17 protein-coding genes are annotated in these 20,240 nt (G+C 55.0%); 10 read left to right on the top strand and 7 right to left on the bottom strand.

Annotation, left to right across the window (positions count from 1 at the left end; genetic code table 11):
* Window positions 1-13: 13 nt before the first annotated feature.
* Both aceE and pdhR read right to left on the bottom strand, forming a co-directional pair.
* A complete protein-coding gene (gene aceE / locus ACMYSN_RS10800) occupies window positions 14-2,677 on the bottom strand; it encodes a pyruvate dehydrogenase (acetyl-transferring), homodimeric type (RefSeq protein WP_462497983.1) in 2,664 nt (887 codons plus the stop codon).
* Between the two features lie 240 nt (window positions 2,678-2,917).
* Entirely contained in the window at window positions 2,918-3,697 is a 780-nt protein-coding gene (pdhR, locus tag ACMYSN_RS10805; RefSeq protein ID WP_123757476.1) for a pyruvate dehydrogenase complex transcriptional repressor PdhR, read from the bottom strand.
* Between the two features lie 643 nt (window positions 3,698-4,340).
* On the opposite strand from pdhR, the gene aroP reads away from it, so the two are divergent.
* The 3 genes from aroP to ACMYSN_RS10820 all read left to right on the top strand — a co-directional run bounded on the left by aroP (window position 4,341) and on the right by ACMYSN_RS10820 (window position 8,243).
* Window positions 4,341-5,714 carry an aromatic amino acid transporter AroP gene (aroP, locus tag ACMYSN_RS10810; RefSeq protein ID WP_462497984.1) on the top strand — a complete coding sequence of 458 codons (1,374 nt, stop codon included), beginning with the start codon at window positions 4,341-4,343 and terminating at the stop codon, window positions 5,712-5,714.
* A gap of 172 nt (window positions 5,715-5,886) precedes the next feature.
* Window positions 5,887-7,293: an MFS transporter gene (locus ACMYSN_RS10815; protein ID WP_462497985.1), complete on the top strand. Its 1,407-nt coding sequence runs from the start codon at window positions 5,887-5,889 to the stop codon at window positions 7,291-7,293.
* Complete coding sequence (locus ACMYSN_RS10820) at window positions 7,293-8,243, top strand: glycoside hydrolase family 43 protein (protein WP_462497986.1); 951 nt, start codon at window positions 7,293-7,295, stop codon at window positions 8,241-8,243. The genes ACMYSN_RS10815 and ACMYSN_RS10820 overlap by 1 nt, the downstream gene beginning before the upstream one ends.
* A 30-nt stretch (window positions 8,244-8,273) precedes the next feature.
* Here ACMYSN_RS10820 and ampE read toward each other — a convergent pair whose 3' ends face one another.
* The gene (ampE, locus tag ACMYSN_RS10825) at window positions 8,274-9,128 is read right to left on the bottom strand and encodes a beta-lactamase regulator AmpE (protein WP_123757480.1); all 855 of its coding nucleotides are present in this window, start codon (window positions 9,126-9,128) and stop codon (window positions 8,274-8,276) included.
* Window positions 9,125-9,688 carry a 1,6-anhydro-N-acetylmuramyl-L-alanine amidase AmpD gene (gene ampD, locus ACMYSN_RS10830; protein WP_123757481.1) on the bottom strand — a complete coding sequence of 188 codons (564 nt, stop codon included), beginning with the start codon at window positions 9,686-9,688 and terminating at the stop codon, window positions 9,125-9,127. Before ampD ends, ampE begins: the two co-directional genes overlap by 4 nt.
* Window positions 9,689-9,920: 232 nt before the next feature.
* On the opposite strand from ampD, the gene nadC reads away from it, so the two are divergent.
* The 4 genes from nadC to hofC all read left to right on the top strand — a co-directional run bounded on the left by nadC (window position 9,921) and on the right by hofC (window position 14,015).
* Window positions 9,921-10,814 carry a nicotinate-nucleotide diphosphorylase gene (gene nadC / locus ACMYSN_RS10835; protein WP_462497987.1) on the top strand — a complete coding sequence of 298 codons (894 nt, stop codon included), beginning with the start codon at window positions 9,921-9,923 and terminating at the stop codon, window positions 10,812-10,814.
* 181 nt (window positions 10,815-10,995) lie between these two features.
* Entirely contained in the window at window positions 10,996-11,427 is a 432-nt protein-coding gene (gene ppdD / locus ACMYSN_RS10840; RefSeq protein ID WP_462497988.1) for a prepilin peptidase-dependent protein, read from the top strand.
* 10 nt (window positions 11,428-11,437) lie between these two features.
* Window positions 11,438-12,820 carry a GspE/PulE family protein gene (gene gspE, locus ACMYSN_RS10845; RefSeq protein WP_462497989.1) on the top strand — a complete coding sequence of 461 codons (1,383 nt, stop codon included), beginning with the start codon at window positions 11,438-11,440 and terminating at the stop codon, window positions 12,818-12,820.
* Window positions 12,810-14,015, top strand: coding sequence for a protein transport protein HofC (gene hofC / locus ACMYSN_RS10850; RefSeq protein WP_462497990.1), 1,206 nt, complete (start codon window positions 12,810-12,812; stop codon window positions 14,013-14,015). Before gspE ends, hofC begins: the two co-directional genes overlap by 11 nt.
* Window positions 14,016-14,044: 29 nt before the next feature.
* Here the strand turns inward: hofC and ACMYSN_RS10855 are convergent, their stop codons facing one another.
* Entirely contained in the window at window positions 14,045-15,088 is a 1,044-nt protein-coding gene (locus ACMYSN_RS10855; protein WP_462497991.1) for a guanosine monophosphate reductase, read from the bottom strand.
* Window positions 15,089-15,434: 346 nt separating this feature from the next.
* On the opposite strand from ACMYSN_RS10855, the gene coaE reads away from it, so the two are divergent.
* From coaE to yacG, 3 genes are read left to right on the top strand one after another with little or no spacing between them, the layout of a single operon-like run.
* Window positions 15,435-16,055 carry a dephospho-CoA kinase gene (gene coaE, locus ACMYSN_RS10860; RefSeq protein ID WP_462497992.1) on the top strand — a complete coding sequence of 207 codons (621 nt, stop codon included), beginning with the start codon at window positions 15,435-15,437 and terminating at the stop codon, window positions 16,053-16,055.
* A complete protein-coding gene (gene zapD / locus ACMYSN_RS10865) occupies window positions 16,055-16,798 on the top strand; it encodes a cell division protein ZapD (protein ID WP_462497993.1) in 744 nt (247 codons plus the stop codon). The genes coaE and zapD overlap by 1 nt, the downstream gene beginning before the upstream one ends.
* Window positions 16,799-16,807: 9 nt before the next feature.
* A complete protein-coding gene (gene yacG / locus ACMYSN_RS10870; RefSeq protein ID WP_123757489.1) occupies window positions 16,808-17,005 on the top strand; it encodes a DNA gyrase inhibitor YacG in 198 nt (65 codons plus the stop codon).
* Between the two features lie 43 nt (window positions 17,006-17,048).
* On the opposite strand, the gene mutT is transcribed toward yacG, so the two are convergent.
* Complete coding sequence (gene mutT, locus ACMYSN_RS10875) at window positions 17,049-17,444, bottom strand: (deoxy)nucleoside triphosphate pyrophosphohydrolase (protein ID WP_462497994.1); 396 nt, start codon at window positions 17,442-17,444, stop codon at window positions 17,049-17,051.
* Between the two features lie 59 nt (window positions 17,445-17,503).
* Window positions 17,504-20,209: a preprotein translocase subunit SecA gene (secA, locus tag ACMYSN_RS10880; RefSeq protein ID WP_462497995.1), complete on the bottom strand. Its 2,706-nt coding sequence runs from the start codon at window positions 20,207-20,209 to the stop codon at window positions 17,504-17,506.
* Window positions 20,210-20,240 lie beyond the last annotated feature (31 nt).

A 20,240-nucleotide genomic window follows, 5' to 3' on the forward strand; every position in this document is an offset into this window, starting at 1 on the left:
ATTCTTTTACCTCTTACGCCAGACGCGGGTTAACTTTTTCTGCATCGATGTTGAATTTAGTGATGGCATCCGCAACCACTTTCTTATCGATTTCACCACGTTTAGCCAGTTCGCCCAGCGCCGCTACAACCACATAGGAAGCATCAACTTCGAAGTGGTGACGCAGGTTCTCACGGCTGTCAGAGCGACCGAAGCCATCAGTACCCAGTACACGGTAATCATCAGCCGGTACGTAAGTACGGACCTGCTCGGCGAACAGTTTCATATAGTCAGTAGATGCCACAGCCGGAGCGTCGTTCATCACCTGAGCGATGTACGGTACACGCGGAGTTTCCAGCGGGTGCAGCATATTCCAACGTTCGCAATCCTGGCCATCACGCGCCAGTTCAGTGAAGGAGGTGACGGAGTAAACGTCAGAACCTACACCGTAGTCTTTCGCCAGGATCTGTGCTGCTTCACGAACGTGACGCAGGATAGAACCGGAGCCCAGCAGCTGAACTTTACCTTTGCTACCGTCGACGGTTTCGAGTTTGTAGATACCTTTACGGATACCGTCCTCGGCACCTGCTGGCATGGCCGGCATGTGGTAGTTTTCGTTCAGCGTGGTGATGTAGTAGTAAACGTTCTCTTGTTTCTCACCGTACATACGCTCCAGACCGTCGTGCATGATCACAGCGACTTCGTACGCGTAAGACGGATCGTAAGAGATACAGTTCGGGATAGTCAGAGACTGAATATGGCTGTGACCATCTTCGTGCTGCAGACCTTCACCGTTCAGCGTTGTACGACCGGAAGTACCACCGACCAGGAAGCCGCGAGCCTGTTGGTCGCCAGCCTGCCAGCACAGGTCACCGATACGCTGGAAACCGAACATGGAGTAGTAGATGTAGAACGGGATCATCGGCAGGTTGTTGGTGCTGTAAGACGTTGCCGCCGCCAGCCAGGATGCGCCTGCGCCCAGTTCGTTGATGCCTTCCTGCAGGATCTGACCTTTTTCGTCTTCTTTGTAGTAAGCAACCTGCTCACGGTCCTGCGGGGTGTACTGCTGGCCGTTCGGGCTGTAGATACCAATCTGACGGAACAGACCTTCCATACCGAAAGTACGCGCTTCATCGGCGATGATCGGCACCAGGCGGTCTTTGATGGATTTGTTCTTCAGCATCACGTTCAGGGCACGAACGAAGGCGATCGTTGTAGAGATCTCTTTGTTCTGCTCTTCCAGCAGCGGTGCGAAATCTTCCAGAGTCGGCATCTCGAGCTTCTCAGAGAAGTTCGGCTGACGGCTCGGCAGATAGCCGTGCAGTTTCTGACGCTGCGCGTGCAGGTAGGTGTGCTCTTCAGAACCTTCCGGGAAGGTTACGTACGGCAGTTTTTCGATATCAGCATCGGCAACCGGTACATTGAAACGATCGCGGACGTAGCGTACGCCGTCCATGTTCATTTTCTTCACCTGGTGAGCGATGTTTTTACCTTCAGCGGTATCGCCCATGCCATAGCCTTTAATGGTATGAGCCAGGATAACGGTCGCTTTGCCTTTGGTATCCTGCGCTTTTTTCAGTGCAGCGAAGACTTTCTTCGGATCGTGACCACCACGGTTCAGGGCCCAGATCTGCTCGTCAGTCCAGTCAGCAACCAGTGCGGCAGTTTCCGGATATTTACCGAAGAAGTGCTCACGCACGTAGGCGCCGTCTTTGGATTTGAAGGTCTGGTAGTCGCCATCAACGGTTTCGTTCATCAGCTGAATCAGCTTACCGCTGGTGTCTTTACGCAGCAGTTCGTCCCAACGGCCGCCCCAGATAACCTTGATGACGTTCCAGCCAGCACCGCTGAAGATACCGTCCAGTTCGTTAATGATTTTGCCGTTACCGGTGACCGGGCCGTCCAGACGCTGCAGGTTGCAGTTGATGACGAAGACCAGGTTGTCCAGTTTTTCACGGGTCGCGATGGTGATGGCGCCTTTAGATTCCGGCTCATCCATCTCACCGTCGCCCAGGAAGGCATAAACGGTTTGTTTAGAGGTGTCTTTCAGACCACGGTGTTCCAGATACTTCAGGAACTTAGCCTGATAGATCGCACCGATCGGACCCAGACCCATAGATACGGTCGGGAACTGCCAGAACTCTGGCATCAGTTTCGGGTGCGGATAAGAGGACAGACCGTTGCCGTGAACTTCCTGACGGAAGTTGTTCATCTGCTCTTCAGTCAGACGACCTTCAAGGAAGGCACGTGCGTATACGCCCGGAGAGATGTGTCCCTGGAAGTACACCAGGTCGCCGCCGTCCTGCTCGTTACGCGCACGGAAGAAGTGGTTGAAGCACACTTCGTAGAAAGTCGCGGAGGACTGGAAGGACGCCATGTGGCCGCCCAGCTCGAGATCTTTTTTCGATGCGCGCAGAACGGTCATAATGGCGTTCCAACGAATCGCAGAACGAATTCGACGTTCCAGATCCAGATTCCCCGGGTATTCCGGTTCATCTTCAACGGCAATAGTGTTGACGTAACTGCCTGTAGATGTGCCAGCAGCAACCTTCACCCCGCCTTTGCGGGCTTCAGAAAGGAGTTGGTCAATCAGATACTGAGCGCGCTCAACACCTTCTTCACGGATGACCGATTCGATCGCCTGTAGCCAGTCGCGAGTTTCGATCGGATCCACGTCATTTGGTAAACGTTCTGACATGGGGGTTATTCCTTATCTATCTAATCGTTGATTAATCTGGAACCTGTCCCATTGCGCTCTTTGTTCTTCATACTTCCGGCTGTCTCTTTGTTGGCTGCGCTTCTTCATCCCTGTCACATAGTTCACTGTGCTCCTGAGAATCGACGCGCTTGCCGCCGCGATACATCCAAAATTATTTGAACAACTAAAAGTGCAATAAGACAGGTTCTGCGTTTAGTTGCCGCGCTCTAAAAATGGCGCTTAAGAACCGGAGTTCTCATCTTTCCGTTGCTGTAAACGGCGCAGTGAGCGTTCTCGACGACTCTCCTCACGGCTACGATCCAGCAAAATTTCTTCAATGAACGCCAGGTGACGATGCGACGCTTCACGCGCCTGCTCCGGCTCCCCGGCGATTATCGCCTCGAAAATCCGAGTGCGATGATTGCTGACCTGCGGGAGCATTTCCCGACGGGCGTACAACAATTCAAAGTTCTGACGAACGTTTTGCGCCAGCATCGGCTCCATGCAGCGTAGCAAATGGAGGAGCACGACATTGTGTGCGGCTTCGGTGACAGCAATTTGATACTGGACGACGGCGTCTGATTCGGCGTCAAGATCGCCAGATTGCTGAGCCCGCTCAATCGCCTGGTGCAGTTCGCGAATACGCTCACGGTCAGCCTCATTGCTGCGCAGTGCCGCGTAATAAGCCGCGATGCCTTCCAGTGCGTGACGGGTTTCAAGCAGATCAAATTGGGATTCAGGGTGATCGGACAGTAGCTCTACCAGCGGATCGCTGAAGCTCTGCCACAGGCTGCTTTGAACAAAAGTTCCACCGCCCTGGCGACGAAGCAACAAGCCCTTGGCTTCGAGGCGTTGAATCGCCTCACGCAGCGAGGGACGGGAAACGTCAAACTGTTTTGCCAGTTCGCGTTCAGGCGGGAGTTTTTCACCGGGACGCAGCGTCCCTTCAAGGATTAAAAACTCAAGCTGCTGCTCTATCACATCAGATAGTTTTGGTTGGCGGATTTTGCTGTAGGCCATATTCCCTGTCTCTGCCATTAGCCCGTAGTCAATTGGTCTTACCAATTCGCAGTTCGTAGCGCTAAAGTAACAAAGTATTCACCTTCTGTCCATACAGGTTTTGATTGAAATCAGGAAACCACGCACATTTTAACAACCTTACAGAAATAACATTTCAGAATTGTAACTTCACACAAATGATGTATTTACCCACCTCGAGGTAGAATTAACGTTTATGAAACGAAATACTAGTCTATCTGAACCGATTCAACTCTGAAAAAACCGATATTGTATTCACATAAAGTGAATACAATATCACATTCAATGCAACTCCCCTGCCGCAGCGCCATTTACAAATGGTTTCTTTTTGTTCGCTTCGTCATCATCCCTTCATAAAGCAGGTGCATTCACCCGCGCTTACCACTATTCTCCAGGATACGAAAGGCCTTTAGGCGATTTCATGCTGCGCCTTGCGTAAAGAAATCAATACGAAAACGGAACTTCATAATTACACACCACAACAATATGACAGCCAAATCCATCGGGACTGCACTGACTAAAACTCCCTTGAATATAGATAGCTATGCTATTTGGCAGGGACAGACAACGCAGCAGTAACCTGAAGGACGACGCGTATAAACATAATAACCACACACGAGGTTTCATGATGGAAGGTCAACAGCATGGCGATCGGCTGAAGCGCGGCCTGAAAAACCGCCATATACAGCTTATTGCCCTGGGCGGTGCTATCGGTACCGGCCTGTTTCTGGGCAGTGCATCGGTGATTCAATCTGCAGGCCCCGGGATCATTCTGGGCTATGCAATTGCTGGTTTTATCGCCTTCCTGATCATGCGTCAGTTAGGCGAAATGGTCGTCGAAGAGCCGGTAGCCGGTTCATTCAGCCATTTTGCGTACAAATACTGGGGCGGGTTTGCTGGCTTTGCCTCCGGCTGGAACTACTGGGTGCTGTACGTTCTGGTGGCGATGGCGGAACTGACTGCCGTTGGGAAATACATCCAGTTCTGGTGGCCTGAGATCCCAACCTGGGTCTCCGCTGCGGTGTTCTTTGTTGCCATCAACGCGATTAACCTGACCAACGTGAAAGTGTTCGGGGAGATGGAGTTCTGGTTCGCCATTATTAAAGTTGTCGCGGTTGTTGCCATGATCCTCTTCGGCGGCTGGCTGCTGTTCAGCGGCAACGGCGGCCCGCAGGCAACCGTGAGCAACCTGTGGGATCAAGGCGGCTTCCTGCCGCATGGTTTCACCGGGCTGGTGATGATGATGGCGATAATCATGTTCTCGTTTGGTGGTCTGGAGCTGGTCGGCATCACGGCTGCCGAAGCCGATAACCCTGAGCAGAGCATTCCAAAAGCCACAAACCAGGTCATTTACCGCATCCTGATTTTCTATGTGGGTTCCCTGGCCGTCCTGCTGTCACTGTTGCCGTGGACGCGTGTCACCGCAGATACCAGCCCGTTTGTCCTGATCTTCCACGAGCTGGGCGATACCTTTGTCGCCAACGCGCTGAACGTGGTTGTTCTGACCGCCGCGCTTTCGGTATACAACAGCTGCGTCTACTGCAACAGCCGTATGCTGTTTGGCCTGGCTCAGCAGGGTAACGCACCAAAAGCACTGATGAACGTCGACAAACGTGGCGTACCGGTCAACACCATCATCGTGTCGGCGGTGGTGACTGCACTGTGCGTGCTGATTAACTACTTCGCACCGGAGTCGGCGTTTGGCCTGCTGATGGCGCTGGTGGTCTCCGCCCTGGTTATCAACTGGGCAATGATCAGCCTGGCACACATGAAGTTCCGTCGTGCCAAGCAGCAGCAGGGCGTCGTTTCACGCTTCCCTGCCCTGTTCTACCCGGTGGGTAACTGGATCTGCCTGCTGTTCATGCTGGCGGTACTGGTGATTATGCTGATGACCCCGGGAATGGCGATTTCCGTTTACCTGATCCCGGTCTGGATTGCGATTCTGGGCGTCGGCTACCTGTTTAAACAGAAAAGTGCCAGCGCGGTAAAAGCACAATAATACATCTCTCAACGCTGTGTCCGCCCTGAACGGACGGGCACAGCGCATTGTTAGCTGGTTCACACTTCCCTCTCCATAGCATGTTTATCCATATCATTGACCTAATACTGCAACGCATTTATTCGTTACTCAGCAAATAATTCTCTCCATATCGTAATGGGGAGATCGCCAGATGGCAGGCAATAAACTTTCAGTCAGAGAAAAGATTGGCTACGGGATGGGTGATGCCGGATGTAATATCATTTTCGGCGCCATCATGTTGTTTGTTAACTACTTTTATACGGATATCTTTGGACTGACGCCGGCGCTGGTCGGTGTGTTGCTACTCTCAGTGCGCGTGATCGATGCGGTAACGGACCCGATTATGGGCGCCATGGCCGACCGCACCCGCAGTAAATATGGCCGCTTCCGTCCCTGGCTGCTGTGGATAGCCTTCCCCTATGCGCTGTTTAGCGTGCTGATGTTCACCACGCCGGAATGGACCTATAACAGCAAAGTTATCTATGCCTTCGTCACCTACTTCCTGCTCTCCCTGACCTATACAGCGATCAACATTCCCTACTGCTCATTGGGGAGCGTCATTACCAATGATCCGCAGGAACGCGTCGCCTGCCAGTCGTACCGCTTCGTGATGGTCGGCGTTGCCACCCTGCTGCTGTCGCTGACGCTGCTGCCAATGGCTGACTGGTTCGGCGGGGCTGATAAAGCCAAAGGCTACCAGATGGCGATGACCGTGCTGGCGCTGATCGGGATGTGCATGTTCTTGTTCTGCTTCGCCACCGTACGCGAACGCGTGCAGCCGGCGGTACAGACCAACGATGAACTGAAAAAAGACCTTAAAGACGTGTGGAAAAATGATCAGTGGGTCCGCATCCTGCTGTTGACGCTGTGCAACGTTTGCCCGGGCTTCATCCGCATGGCGGCCACCATGTACTACGTGACCTGGGTTATGCAGCAAAGCACCCACTTCGCGACCCTGTTTATCAGCCTTGGCGTGGTCGGGATGATGATCGGCAGCATGCTGGCAAAAGTACTGACCGACCGCTGGTGCAAGCTGCAGGTGTTCTTCTGGACCAATATCGTGCTGGCAGTCTTCTCCTGTGCCTTCTACTTCTTCGACCCGCATGCCACCATGATGATTATGGTGCTCTACTTCCTGCTCAATATCCTGCATCAGATCCCATCGCCGCTGCACTGGTCGCTGATGGCCGACGTGGATGATTACGGCGAGTGGAAAACCGGCAAACGCATCACCGGTATCAGCTTCTCTGGTAACCTCTTCTTCCTTAAAGTCGGGCTGGCGGTCGCGGGAGCCATGGTCGGCTTCCTGCTCTCCTGGTACGGCTACGACGCGGGCGCCAAAGAACAGAGCGCCTCAGCGGTTAACGGCATTGTGCTGCTGTTCAGCGTGATCCCCGGCATCGGCTATCTGATCACCGCCGGCGTGGTGCGCATGCTGAAGGTCAATCGCGAATTTATGCGTCAAATCCAGTCGGACCTGGAAAAACGCCGCACCAACTACAGCGAACTCAATACCTGGCAGGATCACAAAACCAGTGAACACGTAAGGAAAGCTTGATGAACAACTGGCCCAACCCGTTTATTGAACAGCGCGCAGACCCGTATATTCTGCGCCATCAGGACCACTACTATTTTATCGCCTCAGTGCCGGAATATGACCGGCTGGAGATCCGCCGCGCCGCCACTCTGGAAGGCCTGCGCCAGGCGACGCCGGTAGTGGTCTGGCGCAAACCGGAAAGCGGCCCGATGAGTCAGCTGATCTGGGCGCCGGAGCTGCATGAAATTAACGGTAAATGGTACATCTATTATGCCGCCACCCACACTCACGATCTGGATGAACTAGGGATGTTCCAGCACCGGATGTTCGTCCTTGAATGTGCCGACAGCGATCCGCTGAGCGGCCAGTGGGTGGAAAAAGGTCAAGTGCACACGCCGTTCGACACCTTCGCCCTCGACGCCACCACTTTCCAGCATCAGGGTAAGCAGTGGTATTTGTGGGCGCAGAAAGCCCCGCATATTGCCGGTAACTCCAACCTGTATCTGGCGGAACTGGAAAATCCCTGGACGCTGAAAGGTGAGCCGGTCATGCTGAGCAAACCGGAATTTGACTGGGAATGCCGCGGTTTTAAGGTCAATGAGGGCCCGGCGGTGCTGGTGCACGGCGACAGGCTGTTTATCAGCTATTCCGCCAGCGCCACCGATGAGAACTACTGTATGGGGCTGCTGTGGATAGACCTGCAGGCCGACCCGCTGCGCCCGGAAAACTGGCATAAATCACCGGAGCCGGTATTTCGTACCAGCTATGAGAACCGTCAGTACGGTCCCGGTCACAATGGCTTTACGCAAACCCCGGAAGGGGAAGATGTGCTGGTTTATCACGCCCGGAACTACACCGAAATTGAAGGCGACCCGCTGTACGACCCTAATCGCCATACCCGGCTGAAGCTGGTGCGCTGGCAAGAAAACGGGATGCCAGACTTCGGCATCCCGGCTGCGGACACAGAGTAAAATACCCCCCTGTCCGGATACGGGCAGGGTTTAAATCAAGGTGCCGTAAATGGTCAGCAGCGCCATGATGACGACCACCACCAGCGAGGTTTTCTTGGCCATTGAAACCGCGGCTTTTGGCGTCTCGACCTTATCGACATGCGGCTCGCGTGCCAGAGAAAACTGCGCCAGACGAGTCAACACCTGATACTGCGATGAATGGCGATCGCCCAACGAGGCGAACCAGGCCGGCAACGCTCTTTCCCCATGCCCCACCAGCGCATACACCACCCCGACCAGACGCACCGGCAACCAGTCCACCACGTGTAAAATCGCATCAATCCCCGACTGCTGGCGATGGCGAGGCGTTTGATAGCGCGCCAGCCACGTCTGCCAGGCACGCAGCACGCAGTACCCAATCAGCGTGACAGGCCCCCAACTGCCGCCCACCACAAACCAGAACAGCGGCGCCAGGTAGTAACGGTAATTGATCCACAGCAGCGCATTTTGCAGTTCGCTGAGAAATTCGCGGTTATCGCAGCCGGGCGGCACACCGTGAATCAGTGTCAGCTCGCTGGCCATCGCATCACAGGCACGGCTATCGTTGCGGGATGCCGCTTTAAGATACGCATGATAATGCAGCCGTACCCGACCGGCGCCAATGCACAGCAGCCCCAGCAGGATCCAAAAAATCAGCAATGGCACGTTAAACAGCACCCCGTGCAGCAGGCGCTGAATGATAAACACCGCCGCCATCGCGACCACCGTCATCAGCAGAGTAGCGGCAAACGAAAAATGCTTCACGCGACGAAACAGCACTTCCAGTCGGTGATCGAGCTGCCAGTGTTCACCCAGCTTAAACAGACGTTCAGCGATGAGAACCAACAGCGTAGTAAACAACGTCATGGCATCTCCTTTTCTGACGAAGCGGTCAGCAGACCGCGGAATTTTGCCCAGTCAAAAGCCGGACCGGGATCCGTTTTCCGTACCGGCGCAATATCGCTATGGCCGGTGATATTGTCGGCGATGGCCGGATACAGCGCGATCAGCTGCCGCGTCACGGCCACCAGCTGCTGGTACTGTGCATCGGTATAGGCCAGCGTGTCTGTCCCTTCCAGCTCAATACCAATAGAAAAGTCATTGCAGCGTTCTCGCCCCTGATACAGGGAGACACCCGCGTGCCACGCCCGCTTATCGAAAGGAACATACTGCACGATTTCGCCATCACGGCGAATCAGACAATGTGCGGAAACGCGCAGGTGCGCAATCTCGGCAAAGAAAGGATGGGCGTTGGGATCGAGAGTGCCACTGAACAGCGCGTCAATCCACGGGCCACCAAACTCCCCGGGGGGCAGGCTAATATTATGCACCACCAATAAAGAAGGGGCTTCATCATCCGGACGGCAATCATGGTGCGGCGAAGGAACCCGACGCGCCTCCATCAGCCATCCCCCATTCAACTGCATGTGACCTCTCCTTTCACTCGCTGGTGCTCCCGGGCCTCCACTGGCCAAAGGATGCTGATTATCATACACAAAATCGTTCACCCTGCCGCACAACATCTCTGCATATTCAACGTCTACGCCGGGGAAAACTGGCGAGCCAGGCGGCAGGAACCACCAAGTGTGTGTGGTGTCGAATCGCGGTTCAGGTTAGCATGTTTCCCATTGCTGAATCTTATCTATCTGGAGCTTTATCATGTCGCCTCGTCGCTACAATCCCGACCGCCGCCGTGACGCGCTGCTGGAACGCATTAACCTCGATATCCCGGACGCTGTCGCCCAATCTCTGCGGGAAGACCTCGGTGGCGAGGTGAATGCCAACAACGATATTAGCGCCCAATTATTGCCGGAAGGCACACGCTCGCACGCGGTCATTATTACGCGCGAAGATGGTGTATTTTGCGGTAAACGCTGGGTGGAAGAGGTCTTCATCCAACTGGCCGGCGACGATGTCAGCATCACCTGGCACGTCGCGGATGGCGATATGATTAAAGCCGATCAGCCGCTGTTTGAACTGGACGGCCCGTCTCGCGTTCTGCTGACCGGGGAACGTACCGCGCTGAACTTCGTGCAGACGCTGTCCGGCGTCGCCAGCGAAGTGCACCGCTATGTCGATCTGCTGGCGGGTACCAAAACCCAGCTGCTCGATACGCGTAAAACCCTGCCTGGCCTGCGCACCGCGCTGAAATACGCCGTATTGTGCGGCGGCGGCGCCAACCATCGCCTGGGATTGTCCGACGCCTTCCTGATCAAAGAAAACCACATCATCGCCTCCGGCTCGGTACGCCAGGCGGTGGAAAAAGCCTTCTGGCTGCATCCGGACGTGCCGGTCGAAGTGGAAGTGGAATCTCTGGATGAGCTGGATGAAGCGCTGAAAGCAGGTGCGGATATCATTATGCTCGACAACTTCACCACCGACCTGATGCGTGAAGCCGTGCAGCGGACCCAGGGCCAGGCCGCGCTGGAAGTCTCCGGCAACGTGACCTTCGATACTATCCGCGAATTTGCCGAAACCGGTGTGGATTACATCTCTGTCGGCGCCCTCACCAAGCACGTGCGCGCGCTCGATCTCTCCATGCGTTTTCGTTGATTGACGTCCCCGGTGCCCGTCCGGCACCGGGGTTATCATTTGCGAAGCCGCTAGCATTTCTCACCCGCCATCTGTGTAACAACACCAGAAAGCCTGGAACCTCGTTTCCCACCCTATTATTTGCCATTCGCCGCCGTCGCCGAAGACCGTCACTGTACTCCTGACAACACAAGGAGCACTTATGGACAGACAACGCGGATTTACCCTGATCGAACTGATGGTGGTTATCGGGATCATCGCTATTTTAAGCGCCATCGGTATTCCGGCTTACCAGAATTATCTGCGTAAAGCCGCCCTGACCGACATGCTACAAACGTTCGTACCCTACCGCACGGCCATTGAATTATGCGCCCTCGAACACGGCGGCCTCACTACCTGCGATGCAGGCAGTCAGGGCATACCGTCTCCCGCCACTACGCGCTACGTCGCCACCATGAGCGTCGCCAAAGGCATCGCCACCCTCGACGGGCAAGAGAGCCTCACGGGTCTGAGCGTGACCCTGACGCCTGGCTGGGACAATGCTAACGGCATCACCGGCTGGCAACGTGTATGCAATGTTGCCAGCAACAGTTCGCTCAAGCAGGCCTGTGAAGATGTCTTTCGCATAAACTGAGGCCATCACGATGAAAACTGAACAATTGGTCACCCTCTGCCAGCGCTATCATGCCCTGCTGCTCAACAGCGATGAGCACACCATCATCATCGCGGTGGTCGATAACCCGGCGCCAGAACTCATGGAAGCCCTGCGCTTCGCCACCCAGAAGCGCATCGATATCGAATGCTGGAGCCAGGATCAGATGAACAAGCGGCTGAAGACCGATCAACCTTTGCTACCCGCCAGCAACGATATGACGTCAGGCGTTATCAAACAGGTCAATCAGATCCTTGAGCAGGCCTTACACCAGCGCGCCTCCGATATTCATATTGAACCCGAGGAAAATCATCTACGTATTCGCCTGCGAATCGATGGAGTCCTGCACCCGCTGCCATTGCTATCGCCTGAGCTTACCGCCCCAATGACCGCGCGGCTTAAGGTGCTCGGTAATCTGGATATCGCCGAGCACCGCCTGCCGCAGGACGGTCAGTTCACGCTGGTATTTGCTGGCCGCTCGGTCTCGTTTCGCATCGCCACCCTACCCTGTCGTCACGGAGAGAAAATCGTGCTGCGCCTGTTACATCAAGTTGAACAAGCGCTCGACATTGACGCCCTGGGGTTGGCTCCAGAACAGCTCAGGGTCTTTCGCTCCGCGCTGGAGCAGCCGCAGGGCCTGATGCTGGTCACCGGCCCTACCGGCAGCGGTAAAACCGTGACGCTCTACAGCGCGCTGCAGGCCCGCAATCAGGATGCCGTCAATATATGCAGCGTCGAGGATCCGCTGGAGATCCCGATCGCCGGCATGAACCAGACGCAGATTAACCCCCGCGCCGGACTTAACTTCCAGAACGTGCTGCGGGCGCTGTTGCGTCAGGATCCGGACATTGTGATGGTCGGGGAAATTCGCGATGCCGAAACTGCGGAAATTGCCATTAAAGCCGCGCAGACCGGGCATCTGGTGCTGTCGACGCTGCACACCAACTCCACCAGCGAAACCCTGATCCGCTTGCAACAAATGGGCGTTGCCAGTTGGATGATCTCTTCCGCGCTCTCGCTGGTCGTGGCGCAACGTCTGGTACGCAAGCTGTGCGTGCATTGCCGATGTGAAACCGGCCAGGGTGCCGAAGTTCCGCGCACGCTGTGGCCGCGTCCGCTCCCTCGCTGGCGGGCCGTGGGCTGCCAGCACTGCTATCACGGCTACTATGGCCGCCAGGCGCTATTTGAACTGCTGCCGGTGAACAATGCGCTGCGTCAGGCGATTGCCCGCGGTCTTAACACCATGGAAATTGAGTCTCTGGCGCGCGAAGCGGGAATGATGACGCTGTTTGAAAGCGGCTGCGAGGCGGTGGAACAAGGGTTGACCAGCCTTGAAGAGGTTATCCGCGTACTGGGGATCCCCCATGACAACTAACCGCCTCTGGCGCTGGCAAGGGGTAGATGCGCAAGGCGAACGTTGTCAGGGGACGCAGTGGAGCCAAAGTCGGCTGGACATCTGTCAGACGCTGACCCATGAATGTATCATTCCACTGGCGGTTCGCCGCTGCGCGGTTAAAAACGCACTCTGGCACCCACGCTATAGCGGTCAGGTTGTGCGCCAGCTCGCCGCCCTGTTGCAAGCCGGGCTTCCGCTGGCAGAAGGCCTTGTTCTGCTGGCGCAACAGCAATCCAACGCCCAGTGGCAGGCGCTGCTCTACGCCCTGGCTCGGGAGCTGGCGCAGGGTACTTCGCTTTCTGCGGCGCTGGAAAAGTGGCCTCAGGCTTTCTCGCCGCTCTACCTGGCGATGATCCGCACCGGGGAGCTCACCGGTAAACTCGACTTCTGCTGCCTGCAGCTGGCGCGTCAGCAACAGGAGCAGCAGCAACTGGCAGAGAAAGTGAAAAAAGCGGTGCGCTATCCCATCATCATTCTGGGCCTGGCCCTGCTGGTGGTGATGGCGATGCTCTGTTTTGTTCTGCCAGAGTTCGCCGCTATCTATCAAACCTTCAATACGCCGCTGCCGTTATTGACGCAGCTAGTGATCCACGCCAGTGAAGGGCTGATCCGCCACTGGCCCTGGCTGATTTTGCCGATCGTCTTGCCCATCGCCTTCAATCGGCTCTCCCAGCGCCGGCCACAGTGGCTACTGCAGCGGCAGAAAATGCTGCATGCTCTGCCAGTGGTGGGAAAGCTTATCCGCGGGCAATTGCTGAGCCAGATCTTCACCGTTCTTGCCCTCACCCAACGCGCCGGCATCAGTTTTCTGCAAGGTCTGGAAAGTGTCGAGGATACGCTAGCCTGCCCGTTATGGCGTCAGCGGATCCAGCAGGTGCATCAGCATATTACGCAGGGCGTCCCCATCTGGCAGGCCCTCGATCGCAGCGGTGGTTTTACCTCATTGTGCTTACAGCTGATCCGCACCGGAGAAGCATCCGGATCGCTGGATACCATGCTGGACAATCTCGCCCGACACCATAGTGAACAGACGCATTATCAGGCTGAAAACCTGGCGACGTTGCTGGAGCCCATGCTGTTGTTGATAACCGGAGTCATTGTGGGTGTGCTGGTGGTGGCGATGTATCTACCCATTTTTCATCTGGGTGACGCAATTAGCGGTATGGCGGGATAAATGCTGGCGCGAAGCGCCAGCATCTGGCATTACAGGCTGTTGAACACGCGGTTCTCTTGTTCCTGTACGCGAATAAAGGTGGTGCGTTTGGTCAGCTCTTTCAGACGTGAGGCGCCCACATAGGTGCAGGCAGAGCGCAGGCCGCCGAGGATATCGCGTGCGGTATTCTCAACCGGGCCACGCAGAAGCAGCTTAACGGTTTTGCCTTCCGCTGCGCGGTACTGCGCAACGCCGCCAACGTGGCGGGTCATCGCGGACTCAGAGCTCATGCCGTAGAACAGCATGAATTTCTCGCCGTTTTCTTCAACCACTTTGCCGCCGCTCTCTTCATGACCAGCCAGCATGCCACCGAGCATGACAAAATCGGCGCCGCCGCCAAAGGCTTTTGCTACGTCACCCGGCGTTGTACAACCGCCATCGCTGACGATCTGCCCGCCGAGACCATGCGCCGCATCGGCACATTCAATCACGGCAGAAAGCTGCGGATAACCCACGCCGGTCTTCACACGAGTGGTACATACGGAACCCGGGCCGATACCGACTTTCACGATGTCTGCGCCAGAGAGAATCAGCTCTTCGCACATTTCGCCGGTAACGACGTTACCCGCGCAGATGGTTTTCTGCGGCCAGGCTTCACGCGCTTTAGCAACGAACTGCACAAAATGCTCAGAGTAGCCATTCGCCACATCGATGCAGACGAAGTTCAGCTGTGGATTTTGAGCGAGGATCTGTTTGGTTTTTTCGAAATCAACATCAGAAGTCCCGGTGGACACCATGACGTATTTCAGTACATCCGCAGAAGATGACTGCACAAAACTCTGCCACTCTTCAACGGTATAATGTTTGTGAACCGCGGTCAGAATGCCGAAAGATGCCAGCGCTTTCGCCATGCCAAACGTCCCGACGGTGTCCATGTTAGCGGCAATGATCGGCACGCCGGACCATGACTGGCCAGAATGTTTAAATGTGAATTCACGTTCCAGCTCAACATCAGAACGGCTTTTGAGGGTAGAGCGTTTTGGGCGGATAAGAACGTCTTTAAAACCAAGCTTCAGATCTTCTTCAATACGCATGTGCGAATTCCTGGGGTTAATTGCATTATTGTGAGAGCACAACTCCAGTGACGTTATCATACGCACGAATCATGGCTGCGCAAGACTGCGATTTTCACTTTTTTTACGCTACAATCGTATAAATTTACCTGGTGAATAGTGAATAACGCGATAGCGCGCACCAACGTGGGATGCGTTAAATTTAACCAGTTGATTTATATATACAAAATAAACCATTATAGGTTGTAACCCTGTCTGTTGGCTTGTGCCATCATGATGGGATTTCGCTCGTAAGAGCATCGGGGCGTGTACGACCGGCGCCACTGGAATGTAATGAGTTCATTGGTCAGATCGGGATACGGAGTGTATGAGGTATACGGTAGCGTTAACGGGCGGTATTGGCAGCGGTAAGAGTACCGTGGCCGATGCATTTTCTCACCTTGGGGTTAACGTTATTGATGCTGACATTATTGCCCGTCAGGTGGTCGAACCCGGAACTCCGGCACTGCAGGCTATCGCCGCTCATTTTGGCTCAGGGATGCTCCATGATGACGGCACGCTGAACCGCCGCGCGTTACGTGAAAAAATCTTCGCCCACCCCGACGATAAAACCTGGCTTAACGCGCTTCTGCATCCGCTGATTCAGCAGGAAACACGCCGACAGATGCAGGCAGCGACCTCCCCCTACATTCTCTGGGTTGTCCCTTTACTGGTTGAAAACCACCTGGCCGCGAAGGCCGATCGCGTGTTGGTCGTTGATGTCCCGAAAGAGACGCAGATCGAACGGACGATCTCGCGTGACCGGGTCAGCCGTGAACATGCAGAACATATTCTTGCCGCCCAGGCGACGCGCGAACAGCGTCTCGCCGTTGCGGATGATGTCATTGAAAACACAGGCACTCCGGATGCCATCGCATCGGATGTTGCCCGCCTGCACGACCGGTATCTACTCCTGGCATCGCAGGCCGCCTCACAGGAAAAATCGTAATGCACACCCCTGTTCTGTTTGAACATCCACTGAACGAGAAAATGCGTACCTGGCTGCGCATCGAATTTTTAACGCAGCAGCTGTCCGTTCACTCAATGTTAGCCACCTATGCTGATGCGCTGCATTTTTTCCGCAACGCGGGCGATCTTTTAGATGTTCTGGAACGCGGTGAAGTCCGAACGGACATGCTGAAAGAGCTCGAACGCCAGCAGCGTAAACTGCAGTCCTGGGCTGAAGTTCCCGGCGTCGATCAAGAGCGCATCGGCGCCTTGCGTCAGCAGCTCAAACAGTGCGGCAGCGTCCTGATCTCCGCGCCGCGCATCGGTCAGTTTCTTCGCGAAGACCGGCTGATTGCCCTGGTACGGCAGCGGCTAAGCATTCCTGGTGGCTGCTGTAGCTTCGACCTTCCGACGTTGCATATCTGGCTGCATATGCCTCAAGCGCATCGTGACGAACAGGTCGAAAAATGGTTAGCCAGCCTCGAACCTCTGACGCAATCGCTGGTGCTCATCCTTGATCTGATCCGCAACTCTGCCCCGTTCCGCAAGCAAACCAGCCTTAACGGTTTTTATCAGGACAACGGCGAAGATGCCGACCTGCTGCGCTTGCGTCTGGATATTGCCAGCCAGCTCTACCCACAAATTTCCGGCCATAAGAGCCGCTTTGCTATTCGCTTCCTGCCGCTGGATAGCGAGCTTGGCGTGGTACCTGAGCGTTTTGATTTTGAACTGGCGTGTTGTTAAGGAGTAAAAATGTCAGAAGAGACGATAGTCAACTGCCCTACCTGCGGTAAGACCGTAGCCTGGAATGAACAAAGCCCGTTTCGGCCATTTTGCTCTAAGCGCTGTCAGCTGATCGATCTCGGCGAGTGGGCGGCGGAAGAAAAACGGATCCCCAGCGCTGGCGATCTGTCCGACAGCGATGACTGGAGCGAAGAGCAGCAGCAATAATCGCGCTAGCCCGGCCATATGTGAAGAGGCCGGGCAACGGTGTTTACGATGCCGCCTGCACTAATTTGGTGATCACCGGTTCGTTCGCCGGCGGGAATGCCTCTGCGACTAACGCCCGCTGCGCAATCCAGCGCCCTGGCTGACCCTCTTTCCCCCACGGTTCCCCCGACCAGGCCTCAACCAGCCAGAACCACAGCGTAATATGGCGATCCGGGAACTGGTACTCCAGGGTATCAAACAGACGGGAAGACGCTATCGTAATCCCGACTTCTTCCTGAAGCTCACGCACCAGCGCTTGTTCCGGGGTTTCTCCGGCTTCAATTTTGCCACCGGGAAACTCAAGTTTATTGGCCATATGGGCATCTGATGCCCGCTGGGTAATAAAGATTTCGCCCTGCTGATTACGAATAATGCCGACGGAAATTTGCAGTTTTTTCATTGTCTTCATTCCATAAAAAAGGCGCAGATATCTGCGCCTTTATTTTTTACTCTCTGAGATTAGCTCAGACGGCCGTGGCACTGTTTATATTTTTTACCAGAACCGCACGGGCAAGGATCGTTGCGGCCCACTTTACGGTCGCCGGTTTCCTCGGCCAGTGCAGCGGCGGCGGCAGTGTCGTCATCCTGATGGCTGAGCTGCTGCATCTGCGCCAGACGTTCAGCTTCTTCACGACGCTGCTGCTCCATCGCTTCCACTTCTTCCGGCATGCGAACCTGAACTTTGCTCAGGGTGCTGATCACTTCATACTTCAGGGATTCCAGCATCGCTGCGAACATGGAGAAGGATTCGCGCTTATATTCCTGCTTCGGATCTTTCTGCGCATAGCCACGCAGATGGATACCCTGACGCAGGTAGTCCATTGCCGCCAGGTGCTCTTTCCACAGGGAGTCGAGGGTCTGGAGCATGACACCTTTCTCGAAATGACGCATCATTTCGGTGCCAACCACTTCTTCCTTACGCTGATAGGTTTCAACCGCGCTCTGCAGAATACGCTCACGCAGCGTCTCTTCATGCAGCTCCGGCTCTTTATCCAGCCACTCTTTCAGCGGCAGCTCAAGGTCGAAGTCGTTTTTCAGACGTTCCTGCAGGCCTTCAACATCCCACATTTCTTCCAGAGACTGCGGCGGGATATGGGCATCGATGGTCACTTTGAAAACGTCTTCACGGATGCTGTTAATGGTTTCACTAACATCGGACACGTCCAGCAGTTCGTTACGCTGGCTATAGATGGCGCGACGCTGATCGTTCGCCACATCATCATATTCCAGCAGCTGCTTACGAATATCAAAGTTGCGGCTTTCCACTTTACGTTGGGCGTTAGCGATGGCTTTGGTGACCCACGGGTGCTCAATCGCTTCGCCCGGTTTCATCCCCAGCTTACGCATCATGCCGGAAACACGGTCGGAGGCGAAGATACGCATCAGGGCATCTTCCATCGACAGGTAGAAGCGGGAAGAACCGGCATCACCCTGACGACCAGAACGGCCACGCAGCTGGTTATCGATACGACGCGATTCATGACGCTCGGTACCGATAATGTGCAGACCACCTGCAGCCAGTACGGCATCGTGACGAATCTGCCAGTCGGCTTTAATTTGCTCGATTTGTTCAGGCGTCGGATCTTCCAGCGCTGCCACTTCGGCCTGCCAGCTACCACCGAGCATAATATCGGTACCACGACCGGCCATGTTGGTCGCGATGGTCACCGCTGATGGATAGCCCGCCTGCGCAACGATATCCGCTTCGCTGGCGTGGAACTTAGCGTTCAGTACGTTGTGTTTGATACCGGCTTTCGTCAGTTCATTTGAAACCACTTCTGATTTCTCAATCGAAATGGTACCCACCAGTACCGGCTGGCCAGCAGCAGTACGCTCTTTAATATCTTCGATGATCGCCTGGATTTTTTCCGCTTCGGTCATATAGACCAGATCCGCCATATCTTTACGGATCATCGGACGGTTGGTCGGCACGACCACGGTATCCAGTTTGTAGATAGAGCTGAATTCAAAGGCTTCGGTATCCGCGGTACCGGTCATCCCTGCCAGCTTCTCGTACAGACGGAAGTAGTTCTGGAAAGTGATGGAGGCCAGAGTCTGGTTCTCATTCTGGATATCCACACCCTCTTTCGCTTCAACGGCCTGATGCAGACCATCAGACCAGCGGCGACCCTGCATCGTACGACCGGTATGCTCATCGACAATAATGACTTCGCCATCTTTAACGATGTAGTCAACGTCGCGGGTGAACAGCACGTGGGCGCGCAGCGCAGCCGTTACGTGGTGCATCAACATAATATTGGACGGTGAATACAGCGATTCGCCTTCGTCCATAATGCCTTCCTGCACCAGCAGTTCTTCAATCAGCACCAGACCACGTTCGGTCAGGTTAACCTGACGCGCTTTCTCATCGACAGAGAAGTGGCCTTCACCGGTAAAGGTGTCAGAGTCTTCTTTTTCCTGACGCACCAGGTGCGGGATGATCTTGTTAACGCGTTTGTACATTTCTGAGCTGTCTTCCGCCGGACCAGAAATGATCAGCGGAGTACGCGCTTCATCAATGAGGATGGAGTCCACCTCATCCACCAGCGCATAGTGCAGCTTACGCTGTACGCGTTCTTCAGGGCTAAACGCCATGTTGTCACGCAGGTAGTCAAAGCCGTATTCGTTGTTGGTACCGTAGGTGATATCCGCACCGTACGCTTCACGTTTGGCAGGCGCAGGCAGACCGGACATGTTGATACCGACGGTCATCCCGAGGAACTCGAACAGCGGACGGTTGTTTTCAGCATCACGCTGTGCCAGGTAGTCGTTGACGGTAACCACGTGGACGCCTTTACCTGACAGTGCGTTCAGATACGCCGGCAGGGTTGCGGTCAGAGTTTTACCTTCACCGGTACGCATTTCCGCGATGCAGCGCTCGTTCAGCACCATACCGCCCAGCAGCTGGACGTCGAAGTGACGCATCCCGAACACACGTTTACTGGCTTCACGTACTACCGCAAAGGCCTCAGGGATCAGGCTCTCAACGCTTTCACCTTTCTCAAGACGAGCTCGGAATTCGACAGTTTTACCTTTCAGCTCGTCATCAGAGAGCTTTTCCATTGCCGGTTCCATGGCGTTGATCACGCCAACGGTTTTGCGCATACGGCGCAGGGTACGATCGTTACGACTACCGAAAACTTTAGTTAATAATTTGATTAGCATAATAAAATCTCAAACGCCCCGCATCGCGGAG

It is taken from the genome of Klebsiella sp. R445, from assembly GCF_051131755.1.
GTDB lineage: Bacteria > Pseudomonadota > Gammaproteobacteria > Enterobacterales > Enterobacteriaceae > Klebsiella > Klebsiella lignicola.